This window comes from Ruania suaedae (assembly GCF_021049265.1).
GTDB classification, from domain to species: Bacteria; Actinomycetota; Actinomycetes; order Actinomycetales; family Beutenbergiaceae; genus Ruania; species Ruania suaedae.
In genome coordinates this window covers 3,244,159-3,259,278 of sequence record NZ_CP088018.1, presented here as the reverse complement: position 1 = coordinate 3,259,278, position 15,120 = coordinate 3,244,159, and the positions used below count along the sequence as shown (strand labels likewise).

Annotated in this window: 14 protein-coding genes; 4 read left to right on the top strand and 10 right to left on the bottom strand. The window is 71.5% G+C overall.

Translation table 11 applies throughout. The features are described from left to right. Positions 1-16: 16 nt before the first annotated feature. Together LQF12_RS15130 and LQF12_RS15125 are read right to left on the bottom strand one after the other, a co-directional pair. A complete protein-coding gene (locus LQF12_RS15130) occupies positions 17-586 on the bottom strand; it encodes an LURP-one-related/scramblase family protein (protein ID WP_231053727.1) in 570 nt (189 codons plus the stop codon). 126 nt (positions 587-712) lie between these two features. After that, positions 713-3,367 (bottom strand): lamin tail domain-containing protein, encoded by a 2,655-nt coding sequence (locus LQF12_RS15125; protein WP_231053726.1) that lies wholly within the window; start codon positions 3,365-3,367, stop codon positions 713-715. A gap of 228 nt (positions 3,368-3,595) precedes the next feature. Here LQF12_RS15125 and LQF12_RS15120 point away from each other — a divergent pair, with 228 nt between their 5' ends. From LQF12_RS15120 to LQF12_RS15110, 3 genes are read left to right on the top strand one after another with little or no spacing between them, the layout of a single operon-like run. Then, entirely contained in the window at positions 3,596-4,300 is a 705-nt protein-coding gene (locus LQF12_RS15120; RefSeq protein WP_231053725.1) for a M50 family metallopeptidase, read from the top strand. A 46-nt stretch (positions 4,301-4,346) separates the two neighbouring features. Beyond that, a complete protein-coding gene (locus tag LQF12_RS15115) occupies positions 4,347-4,517 on the top strand; it encodes a DUF8730 family Cys-rich protein (protein ID WP_231053724.1) in 171 nt (56 codons plus the stop codon). Further along, complete coding sequence (locus LQF12_RS15110; protein WP_231053723.1) at positions 4,517-4,795, top strand: metal-sensitive transcriptional regulator; 279 nt, start codon at positions 4,517-4,519, stop codon at positions 4,793-4,795. Before LQF12_RS15115 ends, LQF12_RS15110 begins: the two co-directional genes overlap by 1 nt. 1 nt (position 4,796) lies before the next feature. On the opposite strand, the gene LQF12_RS15105 is transcribed toward LQF12_RS15110, so the two are convergent. Together LQF12_RS15105 and LQF12_RS15100 are read right to left on the bottom strand one after the other, a co-directional pair. Beyond that, positions 4,797-6,197, bottom strand: a complete 1,401-nt coding sequence (locus LQF12_RS15105; RefSeq protein WP_231053722.1) for an acyltransferase domain-containing protein — start codon at positions 6,195-6,197, stop codon at positions 4,797-4,799. Continuing rightward, positions 6,194-6,466, bottom strand: coding sequence for a hypothetical protein (locus tag LQF12_RS15100; RefSeq protein WP_231053721.1), 273 nt, complete (start codon positions 6,464-6,466; stop codon positions 6,194-6,196). The genes LQF12_RS15105 and LQF12_RS15100 overlap by 4 nt, the downstream gene beginning before the upstream one ends. A 118-nt stretch (positions 6,467-6,584) precedes the next feature. On the opposite strand from LQF12_RS15100, the gene pgi reads away from it, so the two are divergent. Further along, entirely contained in the window at positions 6,585-8,267 is a 1,683-nt protein-coding gene (pgi, locus tag LQF12_RS15095) for a glucose-6-phosphate isomerase (protein ID WP_290370705.1), read from the top strand. Positions 8,268-8,275: 8 nt separating this feature from the next. On the opposite strand, the gene LQF12_RS15090 is transcribed toward pgi, so the two are convergent. The 6 genes from LQF12_RS15090 to LQF12_RS15065 are packed head-to-tail and all read right to left on the bottom strand — an operon-like array spanning position 8,276 to position 15,043. Then, positions 8,276-10,423, bottom strand: a complete 2,148-nt coding sequence (locus LQF12_RS15090) for a right-handed parallel beta-helix repeat-containing protein (RefSeq protein WP_231053720.1) — start codon at positions 10,421-10,423, stop codon at positions 8,276-8,278. Positions 10,424-10,466: 43 nt separating this feature from the next. Continuing rightward, the gene (locus LQF12_RS15085; protein WP_231053719.1) at positions 10,467-11,459 is read right to left on the bottom strand and encodes a hydroxyacid dehydrogenase; all 993 of its coding nucleotides are present in this window, start codon (positions 11,457-11,459) and stop codon (positions 10,467-10,469) included. Continuing rightward, positions 11,456-12,382: a dihydrodipicolinate synthase family protein gene (locus tag LQF12_RS15080; RefSeq protein WP_231053718.1), complete on the bottom strand. Its 927-nt coding sequence runs from the start codon at positions 12,380-12,382 to the stop codon at positions 11,456-11,458. The genes LQF12_RS15085 and LQF12_RS15080 overlap by 4 nt, the downstream gene beginning before the upstream one ends. Then, positions 12,379-13,185 carry an SDR family NAD(P)-dependent oxidoreductase gene (locus tag LQF12_RS15075; protein WP_231053717.1) on the bottom strand — a complete coding sequence of 269 codons (807 nt, stop codon included), beginning with the start codon at positions 13,183-13,185 and terminating at the stop codon, positions 12,379-12,381. The genes LQF12_RS15080 and LQF12_RS15075 overlap by 4 nt, the downstream gene beginning before the upstream one ends. Then, positions 13,182-14,339 (bottom strand): mandelate racemase/muconate lactonizing enzyme family protein, encoded by a 1,158-nt coding sequence (locus LQF12_RS15070; protein WP_231053716.1) that lies wholly within the window; start codon positions 14,337-14,339, stop codon positions 13,182-13,184. The genes LQF12_RS15075 and LQF12_RS15070 overlap by 4 nt, the downstream gene beginning before the upstream one ends. After that, positions 14,336-15,043 (bottom strand): GntR family transcriptional regulator, encoded by a 708-nt coding sequence (locus LQF12_RS15065; protein WP_231053715.1) that lies wholly within the window; start codon positions 15,041-15,043, stop codon positions 14,336-14,338. The genes LQF12_RS15070 and LQF12_RS15065 overlap by 4 nt, the downstream gene beginning before the upstream one ends. Positions 15,044-15,120: the final 77 nt, after the last annotated feature.

The following is a 15,120-nucleotide window of genomic DNA, read 5'->3' as shown; positions in this document are numbered from 1 at the left end:
GGCCTAGTCGTCGGGGTCAGCGAGCGAGCAGCACGTCCATGCCGACCGCGATCGCGGCGGCCACGCGCCAGTCCATCCGGGCGCCGTTCGGCGCCTCCGGCAGCCTCACGTCGTAGACGTCCCGGAGTAGCCAGGCGCGTTCGATCGCCAGGATGGGGGCCCCATGGGCCGCGGTGTAGTCGAAGTGCACCGGCCAGCCGATGTCGAGGAAGCGGCGTGCGAAGGCCACGAAAGCGTTGCGTTCGTGGCCCGACCCCTCCAGGCCCTGGGCGGGGACGCCGATGTGGAAGGTGGTGTTGAACAGGCTCTTGCCGAAGTCCTTGCGGAACCACCCGATCTGCTGCCCGGACCCGTCGACGATGTCGTACGTGGCGCCGAGGTCCATCACCTGCTGCGCCTTGAATCCGAACAGCGGCCGGGTGCGCTCCTCGTCGGCGTAGAAGGTCACCTGCTCCCTCATCGCGAGTCGCTTCTGCTGGGCGATCGCGAGGATGCGCCCATCCTTCCCGCCCTCGCGGATCTCGAAGCGGTTGGTCATCAGACTCAGCTTCTGACGCACGGTCAGCTGCGGGTAGGTGGTGGTCATACCGGTGACCCTAGCGGCGGGGTGCTGCCCGGGACATGGGCAGCGGGCCCCATGCGCGGGCAGGACCGTGGAGCGCGGAAGGGCCGCACCCGTGCGGGTGCGGCCCCTTCCGGCTGGTGCGCTGCCTCAGCCGAGGAGGCGACGCCGGGTGGCCACGAGCATCAGTCCGAGCAGGGCGGTGCCGAGGCCACCGACCGCCAGCGCCGGCCCGACGGCGGAGCCCGTCTCGGCGAGGGAGCCCTCGCCCTGCGGCGCCTCGTCGTCCGCGGCCTCGCCGGCCACGAGCTCCAGCGGTGCCCACCCGATCAGGGTGCCGTCGGCGGCCTGGACCACCACCTGGTGGTCGCCGAGATCGGCGTCCGCCGGGATGGTGACGGCGACCGTCCCGTTCTCGGCCATGGTTGCCGTGGCCAGCAGCACCGGCTCGGAGTGCAGCCAGACGTGCACCTGCTCACCCTCGCTGCCCGCCACGGTGACCTCGATCCGCTCCCCGGGCTCCGCCGTCGCCGGGGCGGTGACGCTGCCACGCGTGTCCTCGGTGAGGTCCTCGTCCGGGGTCGGCGTGGGGTCGGTGGGGTCAGGGTCAGTTGGGTCAGTGGGGTCGGGGTCCACCGGCTCGACGCACTCCTCGCCCGCTGCCGCCCGCAGGGAGACGCCGTCGTGCGCGGTGTCGGAGATCCACAGCACCCCCGGGTCCGCGGCCGCGTTCACGTCGCACCAGGCGAAGGCGATGCCCTCGTTGGTGTAGTCCGGGTTCATCCCGGTCGGGGCGTGGTAGGTGGCCGAGCGGGTGAGCTCGCCGCCGTCGAAGGCGAGCACCGACGTGCGGTTGTCGCACGCCTCGTCGCACAGCACCCACAGCTCGTTGGCGCCGGCCCGCCAGTCCAGGCCCATCGCCGCGGGCATGGCCTCGCTCGGGGCGACGGACTGCAGGTGGGTGGACGTGCCGTCGCCCTCGAGGACGACCAGGTGGATGTCACCGGTGGACTCCACCGCCACGGCGAAGATGCCGCCGAAGTGCTCACCGAACGCGGCGGGGTCGTACTCGCCGCCCTCGGCGTCGCGGACCCCGAGCGCGGTGGCGTCGGCGTCGGAGATCCATTCGATCCCCTCGAGGCCGCCGTTGGCGCTGAGCGGGCCGGTGATCTCGGCGAGGTTCCACTCGTGCGTGGCGGTGCCGGTCTCGGTGTCCACGCGCAGCACCGACGGCCGGCTGGTGCCCCCGGCAGCGTTGTCGCGCTCGGTGGAGACGAAGATCTGCCCGTCCGCGGTCACGGTGACGCCCTCGGTGTCCGGCTCGCCTCCGCCGTCGGGGTAGGTCACCACCTGGGCGGCGGTGACCACGTACTGATCACCGTCGAGGGCCATGGTGACCAGCTCGGAGGTGCCGTTGTTGACGGCGTACACCGTGCCGTCGGTGGCGATGTCGACGCCCGACATGTCCTCACCGAAGGTGCCGGCGGCGACGGCGTCGGTGATCTCGTCGGCGAACGGCCACGGCTCGGCGTCGATCTCCGGCGCGGTGATCTCCTCGCAGGCGTTGGCCAGCTCGAAGGTGGCCTCGGAGGTGTCGGCGAACGCGCCGGTCATGTCGGGGCAGCGGCCGAGGGTGATCGGCGCGTGGTCCTGCCAGCTCACCGAGTCGACCACGGTGCCCTCGGCGTCGCGCAGGGTGACGCTGTCCGGGTTGCCGAGGCCGAAGTTCGGCTCGGTCATGACTGCCAGGTACCCACCGGACTCGATCTCACCGGAGAGCTCGACCGGCTCGTGGGTGGGGTCGTTGTCGATGATCGTCCAGCCGGTCAGGTCGAGCGACTGCTCGGTGTCGGTGTTCGCCAGCTCCACCCAGTCCCCGATCCCGCCGTTGGACTCGACCTCGTTGATGACGATCGGGTTGGCGGAGTCACGGGCGACGTTGGCCGATCCGCGCGTGGCGGTGGCGTCGACGAAGGGGCCGGTGCCGTCGGGCACGCGCCCCTCGGTGAACGCGTGCTCGGTCCAGGCGTAGGAGTCCACCAGGCCCAGGCCGTCGGCGAGGTAGAGCCGGATCATGTCGTTCTTGCCCAGGCCGAAACCGTCGTCGGTGACGCCCGTCTCGATCACCAGGAACTCGCCGGGCTCGAGCGTGGTTCCCGCGGCGATCGGCAGGGCGCTCAGGTCGTCGTCGTCGCGCAGGATCCATCCGGAGAGGTCAACCTCGGCGTCGCCGTGGTTGATCAGCTCCACCCAGTCCTCACCGCCGTCGGGGTCATCGGACATGACCTCGTTGACGGCGACGCTCTCCTCGGCGTCGTACGACTGCGGCGCGTCCCGCTCCACGTTCGCGGCCCCGGGGGTGGGCTCGGTGTCGGTGAACTCGCCCGTGCCGTCGGGCACCCGCCCCTCGCTGAAGGCGTGGTCGGTCCAGGCGTAGGAGTCGACCAGGGTGACGCCGTCGGCAGTGAACAGCCGGGCCATGTCGTTGGAGCCCAGCCCGAAGCCGTCGTCGATCTCGTTGGTCTCGAACACCGCGAAGTCGCCCGGCTCGAGCACGGTGCCCGCGTCGATGGCGAAGGTGTGGTCATCGTCGTCGTCGCGGATGATCCAGCCGGAGATGTCGACGGGGTCGTCCCCGGTGTTGGTGAGCTCGACGAAGTCGGGGGAGTCGTCGGCGCTGTTGGACTGCACCTCGTTGATGACCACATCGGTGTCGGCGGCGTCAGCGGGGCCGGCGAGCAGGGTGCCGGTGGTCGCGGTGCCCACGAGGGCGGCGAGGGCGGCGAGGGAGAGCGTGCGGCGCACAGGTGCTCCTTCGGGTAGGGGACCACCGGTCATCCTGTCGAGGCGCCGCGAACACCGGGTGAACGGCTGCCCAACGCTGGGGCGCCAGGGGATGACCGCCGGTCTCCCGCGCTGCGCACCGCCGCCCGGTGACCGGATCGACACGGCTGCGTCGGTGCGCGGCAGCATGGCCCCGCACTCCACGTATCCGTGTCGGCCCGGTCAGCGGCGATCTCCTAGGCTCGCCGGATGGACGTGTGGAGCGAGGTCGTCGACCGGGTGCTGCCCGGTCCCGCGCTCGCGCCCTCGGCCCGCGAGCTGCTCGTGCTGCTGGGGTTGGTCGCGGCCGTGGTGGTGCTGGGACCGGCCTGGCGTGCCGCCCGGCTGGTGGTGACGCTCGTGCACGAACTGGGGCACGCGGTCGTCGGCATCCTGTGCGGGCGCCGGTTCGCCGGCTTCGTGCTGCGGATGGACGCGTCCGGGCACGCGATCACCCACGGCCGCGCCCGCGGGCCCGGGCGGGTGGCCACCACCTGGGCCGGCTACCCGGCGCCGGCGGTGGTGGGAGCGGCGATCATCGTGGCGGCGGCGCGCGGCTGGGCCCCGGTCGTGTTGACCGTGGCTCTCCTGGTTCTCGTGGCCACCCTGGTGCGGGTGCGCTCGTTCCTGACGGCGCTGGTCATGGTGCTGGTGCTCGCAGCGCTCGGGCTGCTGTGGTGGGCGGCCGGGCCACTCTGGCAGGGTCTGGCGGTGCTCGCCGTCGGGGCGGTCCTGCTCGTCGGCGCGTGGCGTCACGTCGGCTCGGTCGCCCGGGATCGTAGCCGTGGCAGCGATCCGGCGGTACTGGCGGCGCTGACGCGCATACCCCGGGTGCTGTGGCTGGTGAGCTTCGTCCTGGTGCTCGGTGCCGCCACCTGGTGGGCCGGTGCGACGGTGCTGCCCCTGCTACCTTAGATACCCCGGGGGGTATGTTCTCCGCGTTCCGTCGAGAGGAGTGTCCGTGTGCCGTCCCGTGACCTGTGAGACCTGCGGCAAGACGACCTGGGCCGGCTGCGGCCAGCACGTCGACGACGTGATGGCGTCGGTACCGGCGGGGCAGCAGTGCCCCGGCCACGATCCCGCACCGCCGGCGCCCCGGCGCGGCGTCTTCAGCCGGCTGTTCGGCCGCTGATGGTGACCACCGATCCCGAAGCCCGGCGCCGCATCCTGAACCGGCTGCGCCGCGCGCGCGGCCAGCTCGACGGGGTGATCACGGCGGTCGAGCAGGACGGCTCCTGCCGGGCCGTGGTCACCCAGCTGGCCGCCGTCTCCACGGCCCTGGACCGGGCAGGGTTCGCCGTGGTCTCCACCGCGATGAAGGAGTGCCTGCGCGATCCCGACGGCGCAGCGCAGTCCGAGGACGAGCTCACCGAGGCAGAGCTCGAGAAGCTCTTCCTCTCCCTGGCCTGAGTCAGTCCGGCGCGCTGCGCCGGCCGAGCACCGCGGCGATGTCCGGGCGCCGGTAGCCCGGCCCCTTGAGCACCTTGCCGTCCGCGCGCAGGACGGGCCGGCCGTCCGCCCCGAGCTTGGACAGGTTCGAGGCCTGGATCTCGGCCAGCACCTCCGTCAGCGGGATGCCGCACTCCAGTGCCATCCCGTAGAGCACGTAAACCAGGTCCCCGAGCGCATCGGCCGCCCCGACGGCGTCCCGTGCGCCGCCGTCCATGCCCGCCGCGCGCTCGTAGGCCTCGACCATGACCGCCTCGGCCTCACGGCCGTGGACCGAGCGGACGAGCTCGGCGAACTCCTCGGCGATCAGTGCCATCCGCATCGGCACGCGCCCGGAGTCGAGCGAGGGCGCAGATCCCACCGGCACGTCGTAGACGCGGTGGAACTCCCGGACGAGCGATTCCGGCGCCTCGGCGCCGGGACCGGTGAGCTCGGTGACCACGGGAGAGGTGGCGCCCGCGGCCGGGTCGGGTGCGCCGTCGGGCAACGGGAGGGTCCCGGTGCAGGTCTGCCACGTGCCGCCGGCCTGGAGGTGCTCGAGCACCCCACGTTGCAGGCTCGAGGTGCGCGGCAGGGTGTCGAGGTCGACCTGACCGCGCCGGGCGAAGACGAAGAACAGCACGTCCGCCGTGCCGGGATCGGCGTGACCGGTGAGGCGCCAGCGGCGCCCGAACGCCGCGATGTTCGAGTGCGCGGGCAGGACCTGGGCCAGCTGCGGGTCAAGCAGCCAGCTGTGGCAGTGCAGTCCGGCGATCGGGTGCTCGGGGAAGTGGCGGGCGAAGAACGGCGCCACCCGGGCGAAGGAGGCGTCCACGGCGGCAGGGTCCAGCGGGCCGGTGCGTGGGATGTGCGCGGAGGCGAGGATCTGGCCGTCGGTGCGCTCGAGGGTGAACTGCAGCCGGCCCAGCCAGTACAGGCCGCCCACCCAGGCATTGGTGACCCAGTTCTGCGTGTGCAGCCCGAACTCCCCGATCGCGAGGCGGTGCACGGCCACCTGCTGGCCGAGGTCCGCCAGCGAGCGCCAGGAGATGGCCTCGGGGATGCCGCGGGCACGATGGAAGGCCCGGATCTCGGGCAGCGTGACGAGGAAGGTGAGGATGGCGAGCGGGCCGTCGGCCGCCGTGCCGTCGTCCTGGCGCTGCCAGACCTCGCCCTCGATCGTCCGCGTGACATCGCCCAGGCGGCGGTGCAGCTCGTCGGCGTAGGCGCAGATGCGCTCGATCGCGGCGTCGTCGGTGAGCGCCCTCGCCCGCAGCGCCATGGTGGCGTCCGCGTCCTCCGGGGCGAAGCCGAGCAGCGGGAGGGCTTCGGGCAGATCCGGGGCAGCGAGCCGGGCGCGGACAGCCGCGGCGGACAGCGTCATCGGCGCTCGCGGTCGGGGCCGGGGTCCGTCACGCGGTCGACTGCGTCCTCGACCTTGCCCAGCGGGGCGTCCACACCACCGACCGCGACCTGCTGCTCGAACGCGCGGGCGGCGAGCTGGTTGGCGCGCTCGCGCTGCTCGGCCGCGAGCACGTCCAGCTCCTCGGTGAGCTCGCGGGCACGCTCCAGGGTCTGAGGATCGGCCGGATCCATGTCCGAGAGCTCGGCCTGGATCTCTCTCATCCGGGCCCGGAACGCGAGGCTGTCCATGGCCTCAGCCTACCGACGCGCGACCGCGAGGTGGGAGAGGGAGCAGCGTGGTGGTCCCGCCGGCCCGGGCGGTCTACGGTGAGAGACGTCACCGCCAGCGCCGCCTCAGGAGAGAACCGTGCCCCACGCGCCGATCGACGTCACCCGCACCACGACCTGGGGTGCCCTCATGGCCCACTGCCGTGTGCTCGAACCGGACCTGCGGGGATGGTTCGCCGGGGACCCGACGCGGGCGGAGCGGTTCACCCACGAGGCCGGCGATCTGCACGTGGACCTGTCGAAGAACCTGGTCACGGATGAGACCAGGGACCTGCTGCTGGGGCTCGCGCGCGATGTGCGCCTGCCCGAGCTCATCGAGGCCATGTTCCGCGGCGACCACATCAACGTCACCGAGGACCGCGCCGTGCTGCACACCGCGCTGCGTCGCCCCGCCGGCGCGCAGCCGCCGCTGGTGGTCGACGGTCAGGACGTCGATGCCGCCGTGCACGAGGTGCTGGCCAAGGTGTACGCATTCGCCGAGCAGGTTCGCAGCGGCGAGTGGACGGGCGTGACCGGTAAGCCGGTGCGCACCGTGGTCAACATCGGCATCGGCGGCTCCGACCTCGGCCCGGTCATGGCCTACGAGGCGCTACGACCGTATGTCGCCGAGGGGCTGGAGGTGCGCTTCGTCTCCAACATCGACCCCACCGACGTGGCCGAGACCACGGCCGGCCTCGACCCGGAGACGACGCTGTTCATCGTCGCCTCGAAGACCTTCGGCACGCTCGAGACCCTCACCAACGCCCGGCTGGCGCGGGAATGGCTGTGGCAGGGGCTGATCTCGGCCGGGGCGATCGAGGATGTCGAGGACGCCCGTGCGGCGGCGGTCTCTGCGCACTTCGTGGCCGTCTCCACCGCGCTGGACAAGGTGGCCGCCTTCGGGATCGACCCGGACAACGCCTTCGGGTTCTGGGACTGGGTGGGTGGCCGGTACTCGGTGGGGTCGGCGATCGGCACTTCCCTCGCGATCGCGATCGGCCCGGAGCGTTTCGCCGAGTTCCTCGCCGGGCTGCACACCATGGACGAGCACTTCCGCACCGCGGAGCCGGCGCAGAACGTACCGGTGCTGATGGGGCTGCTGAACGTCTGGTACGTCAACTTCCTGGGCGCGGAGAGCCACGCCGTCCTGCCCTACTCCCAGCACCTGCACCGCTTCCCGGCCTACCTGCAGCAGCTGACCATGGAGTCCAACGGCAAGAGCGTGCACTGGGACGGCACGCCGGTCACCACCGACACCGGGGAGATCTTCTGGGGCGAGCCGGGCACCAACGGCCAGCACGCCTTCTACCAGCTGATCCATCAGGGCACCCGGCTGATCCCGGCCGACTTCATCGGCGTCGCGGCTCCGGCGCACCCGCTCAGCGACGGGGGCACGGACGTGCACGCCCTCTTCATGGCCAACTTCTTCGCCCAGACCAAGGCGCTCGCGTTCGGCAAGAGTGCCGAGGAGGTGCGGGCCGAGGGCACCGCCGAGGCGATCGTGCCGGCCCGGGTGTTCGAGGGCAACCGCCCGACGACGTCCATCCTCGCCCCCGCCCTGACGCCGTCGGTGCTCGGGCAACTGATCGCGCTCTACGAGCACATCACCTTCGTGCAGGGCGTGGTCTGGGGCATCGACTCCTTCGACCAGTGGGGCGTGGAGCTGGGCAAGCAGCTCGCCACTGAGCTCGCTCCGGCGGTGGCGGGGGACGCCGAGGCGCTGGCGAGTCAGGACGCGTCGACGAAGGCCCTGGTCGAGCGGTACCTGGAGCTGCGGGGCTGACGGGCGGGCTAGAAGACCGACCGTGCCCGCGTCGGCGGGCTCGGGTCGGGCAGCGTGGGCTGAACCAGCGGATGACGACGCGCCGCGGCGGGGCGCGGGCCGGCGTCGGGGGCAGTTCCGGCGCCCGACCCGGGCACCGGGGAGCCCGGCAGCGGCGTGAAGTCACCGGCGAGCGGGTCCCGTAGCAGCGGGTCGGCCACGCGCGAGTGGGTGTCGTGTCCGGCGGCGAGCCACTCCTCGTCGGCGGCGTGCACGAGCGACCAGCGGCGGTTCCCGTCGGAGACCTCGACCCGTCCGTTCGCGGCGACGACGGCGCCCGGCGCCGCCTCGTAGTCCCAGATGAGGTTGAGATCGCTGCGGACGTTGAAGTCGCGGACGTCGTCGGGGCGCTGGTGGTGCCCACCGAAGGCCGGTCTGCCGCGCCCGAGGATGATGTTGTTCATCACCGTCATCCCGGTCTGTTCCTCCGGCCGGGTGACGGCGATCTGTCCCTCGCCACCGAAGGCGAAGAGGTTGTCGCGGACGATGTTCTCGCGGCCGTAGTGCAGGTGCATGCACTGGCTGGAGGTGTCGTGCACCGTGTTGCCCTCGACCACCACGTGGGAGGAGGCCTCGTCCAGGTAGATGCCCCATCCGCCGTAGTTGCGGCACTGCACGTCATGGATGTGGTTGTGGCGGATCACCGTGCCGGGGGCGATGCCCAGCAGGTAGATGCCGCCCATGTCGTTGAGTTCGCCTTGGCCGAGATGGTGCAGGTGGTTGCCCTCGATGATGTTCCCGACCGAGGCGCTGGCGTGATAGTCCCAGACCCAGCCCACCGAGATGGCGGTGTAGAGCATGTCCGAGATCTCGTTGTGCGCGATCACGTGGTGGGCGCCGTGCTGGACCAGGATGCCGACGCATCCCGGGTACACCCGACCACCGGAGCGGATCGTGCAGTCGCTGATCTCGTTGTGGCTGACGAAGCCCGGTGAACCGGCATCGGCGCTCCCACCGGCGCGTACACCACCGGCGCCCAGGTCGGACAGGTCGATCCCGGAGAGCAGTGCCCCGCGAGTGCCCTCACCGAGCTCCACACCGTAGCCGCCGACGTGGCTGATGCTCCCGCCGACCACGGCGCAGGCGTGGGCGTGCCGCAGCCGCACGGCGGCGGGCACCTGGGCGGCGGCCTGGATGTCGCTGCCGTACTCACCCGGCGGAAGCAGCGGGTCCTCCCGTACCCCGAACGGGGGCACGGCGGCCGGGGCGGTGGCGAAGTCGGCGTAGGCGAAGGCGACGTGCTCGAATCTGATCTCCCGGACCGGCTCATCGGCCTCACCCTCGATGGCCACGAAGGTGTCGATCACCGGCAGCCTCGCGTGCAGTGAGGTGGCGCTCTCGCGCTCCGCGGGCGCATACAGCACGTGGGAGGAGCCCAACCCGCTGACGGCGCCGGTGGTGTCGAGGTACCACTCACCACCCACCTCGCCCAGCGCCTCCACCACGTTGTCGAGGTAGTAGGTCGCGAACGTCTTCGCGCTGTCCTCACGGAGGGCGAACAGGCTGCGGTAGGGACTGGTGACGGTGCGCGTCCGGTGATCGATGCTGCCGATCGGCAGCCGCTCCTGCACCCAGTAGTGCGGGACCACCACCTCGACCCGCTCGGGCTCGGACAGCTCGGGAACGTCTCCCTCGGTGAAGGTGAAGGTGTCCCCGCCGTCGAACATCGTCCCGACGCCGTGCGCGGCGGGGTCCAGGTCGCCGGCACCGGCCATCCGGAGCCGGCCGGAGCGCGGAAGTCGCGGCCGGGCCCGCCGCTGCCCGTCCACGTACAGCGCCCGACCGCCCTCGGCGGGTGCAGGGGCGGCGAGCAGGTCGCGCCCATCGACGGTGATCGATCGCCAGCCCGTGACCGCGGCCGAGCCGTCGAAGACGGGTGGGTCGGCGTGGTCGAGAGCGACGAAGGAGGTGAACGAGTCGGCCGGACCCAGCCGGAGCGTCTCGTGGTGGGGATAGCGGCCTCCGGCGATCCACACCACGGCGCGCTGCCCGGGCGCGCGGCGCGAACGGACCAGGGTCATCGCCGTGACGAGCGAACCCACCGGGTACCCCTGCGAACCGTCGGCGTAACGTGAGCCGTTCGGGTGGACGAACACCTCGATCCGGTCGGTGGACATCTGACTCCTTCGTCGGTGCGGTGGGCTGGTGGAGGCTCCGTTGTCAGGCGCGTAGCCGAGCGCGGTCCTCGGTGACCTGGTGCTGGAGCTCCTGCCCGTCGAGCCACCGCTGCAGCTCGCCGAGCACGAGCCGGCCCAGAGCCTGGCGCTCGGTACCGATGCTGCCCGCGATGTGGCCGGTGAGCGTGACATTGCCGAGGTCGTAGAGCGGGCTTCCGCTCGGTGGCGGTTCGGGCCACGTCACGTCGAGCACGGCGTACAGGTCGGGTCGCTCACGAAGGAGGGCGATGAGCGCTTCCTCGTCCACCAAGGCTCCCCGAGCGGTGTTGATGAGCGTGGCGCCGTGGGGCAGGGCGGCCAGCGCCTGGGCGTCGATCATCCGGTCGTTCTCCCCGGCGATCCAGGGTGCGTGGATGCTCACGACGTCGCTCTCCGCGAACAACTCGGTGAGCGTCTCGTAGCGGTGGACCCCGTCGGCGTGGTCCAGGTAAGGGTCCCAGACCCCGATGTGGTGCTCGAACCGGCTCAACCGGTCGACGACCTTGCGTGCGATGGAGCCGAAGCCGACCAGGCCGATCCGTCGTCGGTCGATTCCGAGGCCGGTGTGGTCGGGCAGCAGTGTGCCGGTCGCGCGCAGATGGGCCATCGCGCGGTGCTCGCCCTTGAGAGCGAGGACGGTGTGTGCCACGACGTACTCCGCCACGGGGTCGTTGTTCGCGTCAGCGGCCGAGACGAGGCCGATACCTCGCTGCCAGAAGTCCTCGGTCACCAGGTGGCGGATCGACCCGGCGGAGTAGAGCACCAGCTTCAGCGCCGGCATGCGGTCCAACAGCTCCCGGCGCAGGCGAGGCGTGCCCCAGCCGGCGATGAGCACCTCGATCTGCTCCAGCCGCGGGGAGCCGAGCAAGGAGTCCGCCGTGGCGTGGACGTCCTGGCCCATGTCGAGCAGTTCGTCCAGGCGGGCGTGTTCGGCGGGCCCGAACACGGCGTCCAGGGCACCGGGATCGAGCAGGAAGGCTGCGGCGGGTGCGGTCATGGGGTCTCCCTCGAGGACGATCCGAGCACGACGGCCTCCAGAGTAGGGCGGTATCCCCGCACGCTGATCAGCCGAGTGCGTGCGCCCTCGTCCAGCTCTTCGTGCGGCGCGCGCACGCCTCCCGTGTCCAGGCCCTCCCATCGCAGCAGTTCCTTGATGACCGAGACGTTGTGGCGGCCGGCTCGCTCGGCGCGCAGGGCCTCGACCTCGCCGATGTACTCCTCGACCAGGCGACGGACCGCTCGCAGATCCCCACTGGTCACGCCTAGGTGGAGCGCCATGGCGATCTCGGGCCTGGCGTTGGCGATGCCGGAGGTGAAGGAGGTCACGCCGATGCCGGCGAAGGCGAGGGCGTGGGACTCGGCGAGACCGTTGATCCACGTGCACATCGCCCCCGCCCCCGACCGCAGGAGGGAGCCGAGCGTGTGCAGGTCGGGCCGGGCGTACTTCACGCCGACGACGCGCTCGTGACCGGCGAGGGTCCGCAGCTGGGTGCCGGAGAGCCGGGTGCTGCGTACGTACAGCACGAGCGGCAGTGCCGACCATTGTGCGAGCTCGGTATAGAACCGGACCAGGCCGGTACCGTCGCCGAACGGGTCGGCCGGCTCGTGGACCATCGCCGCGTGATATCCCAGCGCATGGGCGAGCTCGATCTCCCGGAGCATTCCGGACATCGGACCCGCGACACCGGCGAGCATCGTCCCGGGGTGCCCGGCCTCGGCCACGGCCTCCAGCACCTCTCGCCGTTCCGGTCCCTGGAGCTGGTGGACCTCGGCGGTGTTGCCGAGGGCGGTCAGGACCGGGACGCCACCGTCGCTGACCCGGGTGGCGAGCGCAGTCACGGCGGCGCGATCCACCTGTGCGGTGCCATCGCGGTAGCCGGTGACCAGGACCGCGGTCACCCCCTCGAGGTCGACCCTCATGCAGAACCTTCCCGTTCGGAGACCAGCACGACCTCGGAGGTGGCCTGGCGGGCCTGCACGCTGAGGCCGCCGTCGATGGTGATGACCTGGCCGGTGATGTACGCGGCCTCCGCCGAGGCCAGGAACGCGGCGAGGGCGGCCACCTCGCCGCCGGTGCCCGCCCGCCCGAGCGGGATGGGCGTCACCTCGGCCTGCTGGACCGCGGGGTCCTCGCCCTGGTAGCGCGCGTTCGAGATCGCGCCCGGGGCGATGGCGTTGACACGGATGCCGTGCGGCGCCAGCTCCAGCGCTGCGGCACGCGTGAACGACTCGATCGCACCTTTGGTCGCGTCGTAGGCGACCGCCTCCCGGTGCGCCTTGGTCGCCCCGATCGAGGAGATATTGATGATGCTGCCGCCGGAGCCCATTCGCTCGGCCACCCCGCGGGTGCACAGGTAGGTGCCTCGCGCGCCGACGGCGAACTGGCGATCCCATTCGGACAGGGTGAGGTCGAAGAACGGCACCCGCCCCAGCATCGGGACGGCGGCATTGTTGATCAGCACATCGATCCCGCCGAGCCCGTCGTGGACCCGTGCCAGCATGTCCTCCACGGCGGCGGGGTCGGAGACGTCCGCCGGGACGGTGATGGCGTGCCGCTCCTGCGTGCGCAGGGAGGAGGCGAGCTCCTCCGCCTCCTGCTCGTCGAGGGTATTGATGGCGACGTGCGCGCCCTCGGCGGCGAACCTCTCGGTGATGGCGCGTCCGATGTTGCGCGAGCCGCCGGTGATCAGCACCCGCGCGCCCGCGAATCGTGCGGTGCTCATGTCTGCGCCCCCACGCGATCGATCACGGAACCGGATCCGGCCTCCCACCGCAGCGGTCCTGCTGCCTGCTGCAGCTGCCGGGCGTCGAGGCTCATGCCCAGGCCGGGGCCCGGGGGTGGGGCGAGGTGGCCCTGGCGATAGGTCACCGGTTCGGTGACGACGTCGCCGTCGTAGAGTAGCGGGCCGACCGGATCGGCTGCCACCCGGGCGCTCACGGTCGCCACGCCCAGGTGCGCGGCGGCGGCCGTCCCGATCGAGAGCTCCTGGGTGGTGCCGATCAGGGTGTCGAGACGGGCCGCGTCGGCGATGGCGATGACCTGCTGGGCGGGGGTGATGCCGCCGAGGGCGAACAGCCCGACGTTGAACACGTCCACCGCGCGTTCGGCCACGAGCCGGAGGGCGGAACGGGCGTCGTAGACGTGCTCGCTCACCGGGATCAGGGTCCGACGGCGCACCTCGGCCAGGCCGGTGACGTCACCCTCGTGGGCGGGAGCCTCGACGAGCGCGTAGTCGACGTCGCGGGTGCGCTCGATGAAGCGGGTGGCCGCTGGTGCGTCGAGGAGGTTGGAGAAGTCGAGGGATTTGATCTGGATCGCCTGCTCGAACCGTTCCCGCAGGCGCCGCAGGAATTCCTCGTCGAGGCCGAGGTCTCCACCCACGTACACCCGGAACATCGAGAAGCCGGCGTCCAGCCGGGCGGCCACGAGCTCGAGGTTCGCCTCGACGTCGGCCTCGCTGCGCTGGCGGAAGATCGGGTAGGCGACCGGGAGGGACGGGCGCACCGCCCCGCCGAGCAGCGAGGTCACGCTGCGGCCGGTGGCCTTGCCGCGCAGATCCCAGAGCGCGAGGTCGACTCCGCAGCGGATCACCGCGCCCTTGTCGTAGAGCGCTCCGGCTGGCGGGAAGGCCTCGGCGAGCAGTCCGGTCAGCTGGTTCGCGTCCCAGATGTCGGCGCCGAGCAGCATCGCCCGGAGTGTCGAGGTCAGGTCGTCGATGTCGGGGTGGAAGCGGGGAAGATGCTGGAGGTCGGACATCTCACCGACGCCGAGGAGGCCGTCGTCGGTGTCGATCTCGACGATGACGTGCCCGCACACGAACCCGGTGGTCCGGGAGATGTTGAGCGGCGTCAGCCGGAGGTCGGCGATCGTGCTCATGTGGCCGACTCGCTCTCGAGCGCGTGCAGTGTTCCCTGCGCCGCGTCGGAGATGTGCCGGCGAAGGAGAAGGGCGGTCTCCTCGGCGTCGGCACGCTCGAACGCCTCCAGCAGACGGGAGTGCTCGGCGAGCTCCTGGTCGTAGGTCGCCTGCACGTGCCAGCCGGCCGTGGCGATGAAACTGCTCAGCGCCTGCAGCTTGTCGAGGAAGTCGATCAGCAGGTCGTTCCCGCAGGCCGCGTAGAGGCACCGGTGGAACGCCCGGTTGGCCACGCTGAGCTCAGCCGTGTCGTTGGCGCTCACCAGTGCCTCGGTGCGAGCGAGAAGTTCGCGCGCTTCCGTGCAGTGGGCCACGCCTCGGGCGGCGACGGCCAGCCGTAGCGCCTGTGGCTCGACGGCGAGCCGGGCATCGGTCACCTCGCGCACGATCGCGACGTCGAGCACCCGCACGCGCATTCCCTGGTAGGCCGTGGAGACGACCAGACCGCTGGACTGCAACTGTTTCAGCGCCTCCCGGATCGGCGTCTTCGAGACGCCGAGCATGGCCGAGAGCTCGCGCTCGACCAATGGTGTGCCCTGGGGAAGGCGCGCGTCGAGGATCGCGGCCTGGATCACGTCCCGGACGCGATCGCCGCGGGAGACGGGCTGTTCGAGGGCGAGTGCCGGTCGAGGGGCCGGGTCCGCCACCTCCGCTGGTGGGGTCATGGCCCCATCTCTATCAGGCGGCGGGCTCCGATCGCAAGACATTGTATCTGGTATCGCACGGTGCTACCTTCGAGCAT

What these genes read in the sequence shown, in the direction of transcription:
- LQF12_RS15130 (WP_231053727.1), bottom strand. Translation starts at nt 586, where the DNA reads ATGACCACCACCTACCCGCAGCTGACCGTGCGTCAGAAGCTGAGTCTG.
- LQF12_RS15120 (WP_231053725.1), top strand. Translation starts at nt 3,596, where the DNA reads ATGGACGTGTGGAGCGAGGTCGTCGACCGGGTGCTGCCCGGTCCCGCG.
- LQF12_RS15110 (WP_231053723.1), top strand. Translation starts at nt 4,517, where the DNA reads ATGGTGACCACCGATCCCGAAGCCCGGCGCCGCATCCTGAACCGGCTG.
- LQF12_RS15105 (WP_231053722.1), bottom strand. Translation starts at nt 6,197, where the DNA reads ATGACGCTGTCCGCCGCGGCTGTCCGCGCCCGGCTCGCTGCCCCGGAT.
- LQF12_RS15100 (WP_231053721.1), bottom strand. Translation starts at nt 6,466, where the DNA reads ATGGACAGCCTCGCGTTCCGGGCCCGGATGAGAGAGATCCAGGCCGAG.
- LQF12_RS15090 (WP_231053720.1), bottom strand. Translation starts at nt 10,423, where the DNA reads ATGTCCACCGACCGGATCGAGGTGTTCGTCCACCCGAACGGCTCACGT.
- LQF12_RS15085 (WP_231053719.1), bottom strand. Translation starts at nt 11,459, where the DNA reads ATGACCGCACCCGCCGCAGCCTTCCTGCTCGATCCCGGTGCCCTGGAC.
- LQF12_RS15080 (WP_231053718.1), bottom strand. Translation starts at nt 12,382, where the DNA reads ATGAGGGTCGACCTCGAGGGGGTGACCGCGGTCCTGGTCACCGGCTAC.
- LQF12_RS15075 (WP_231053717.1), bottom strand. Translation starts at nt 13,185, where the DNA reads ATGAGCACCGCACGATTCGCGGGCGCGCGGGTGCTGATCACCGGCGGC.
- LQF12_RS15070 (WP_231053716.1), bottom strand. Translation starts at nt 14,339, where the DNA reads ATGAGCACGATCGCCGACCTCCGGCTGACGCCGCTCAACATCTCCCGG.
- LQF12_RS15065 (WP_231053715.1), bottom strand. Translation starts at nt 15,043, where the DNA reads ATGACCCCACCAGCGGAGGTGGCGGACCCGGCCCCTCGACCGGCACTC.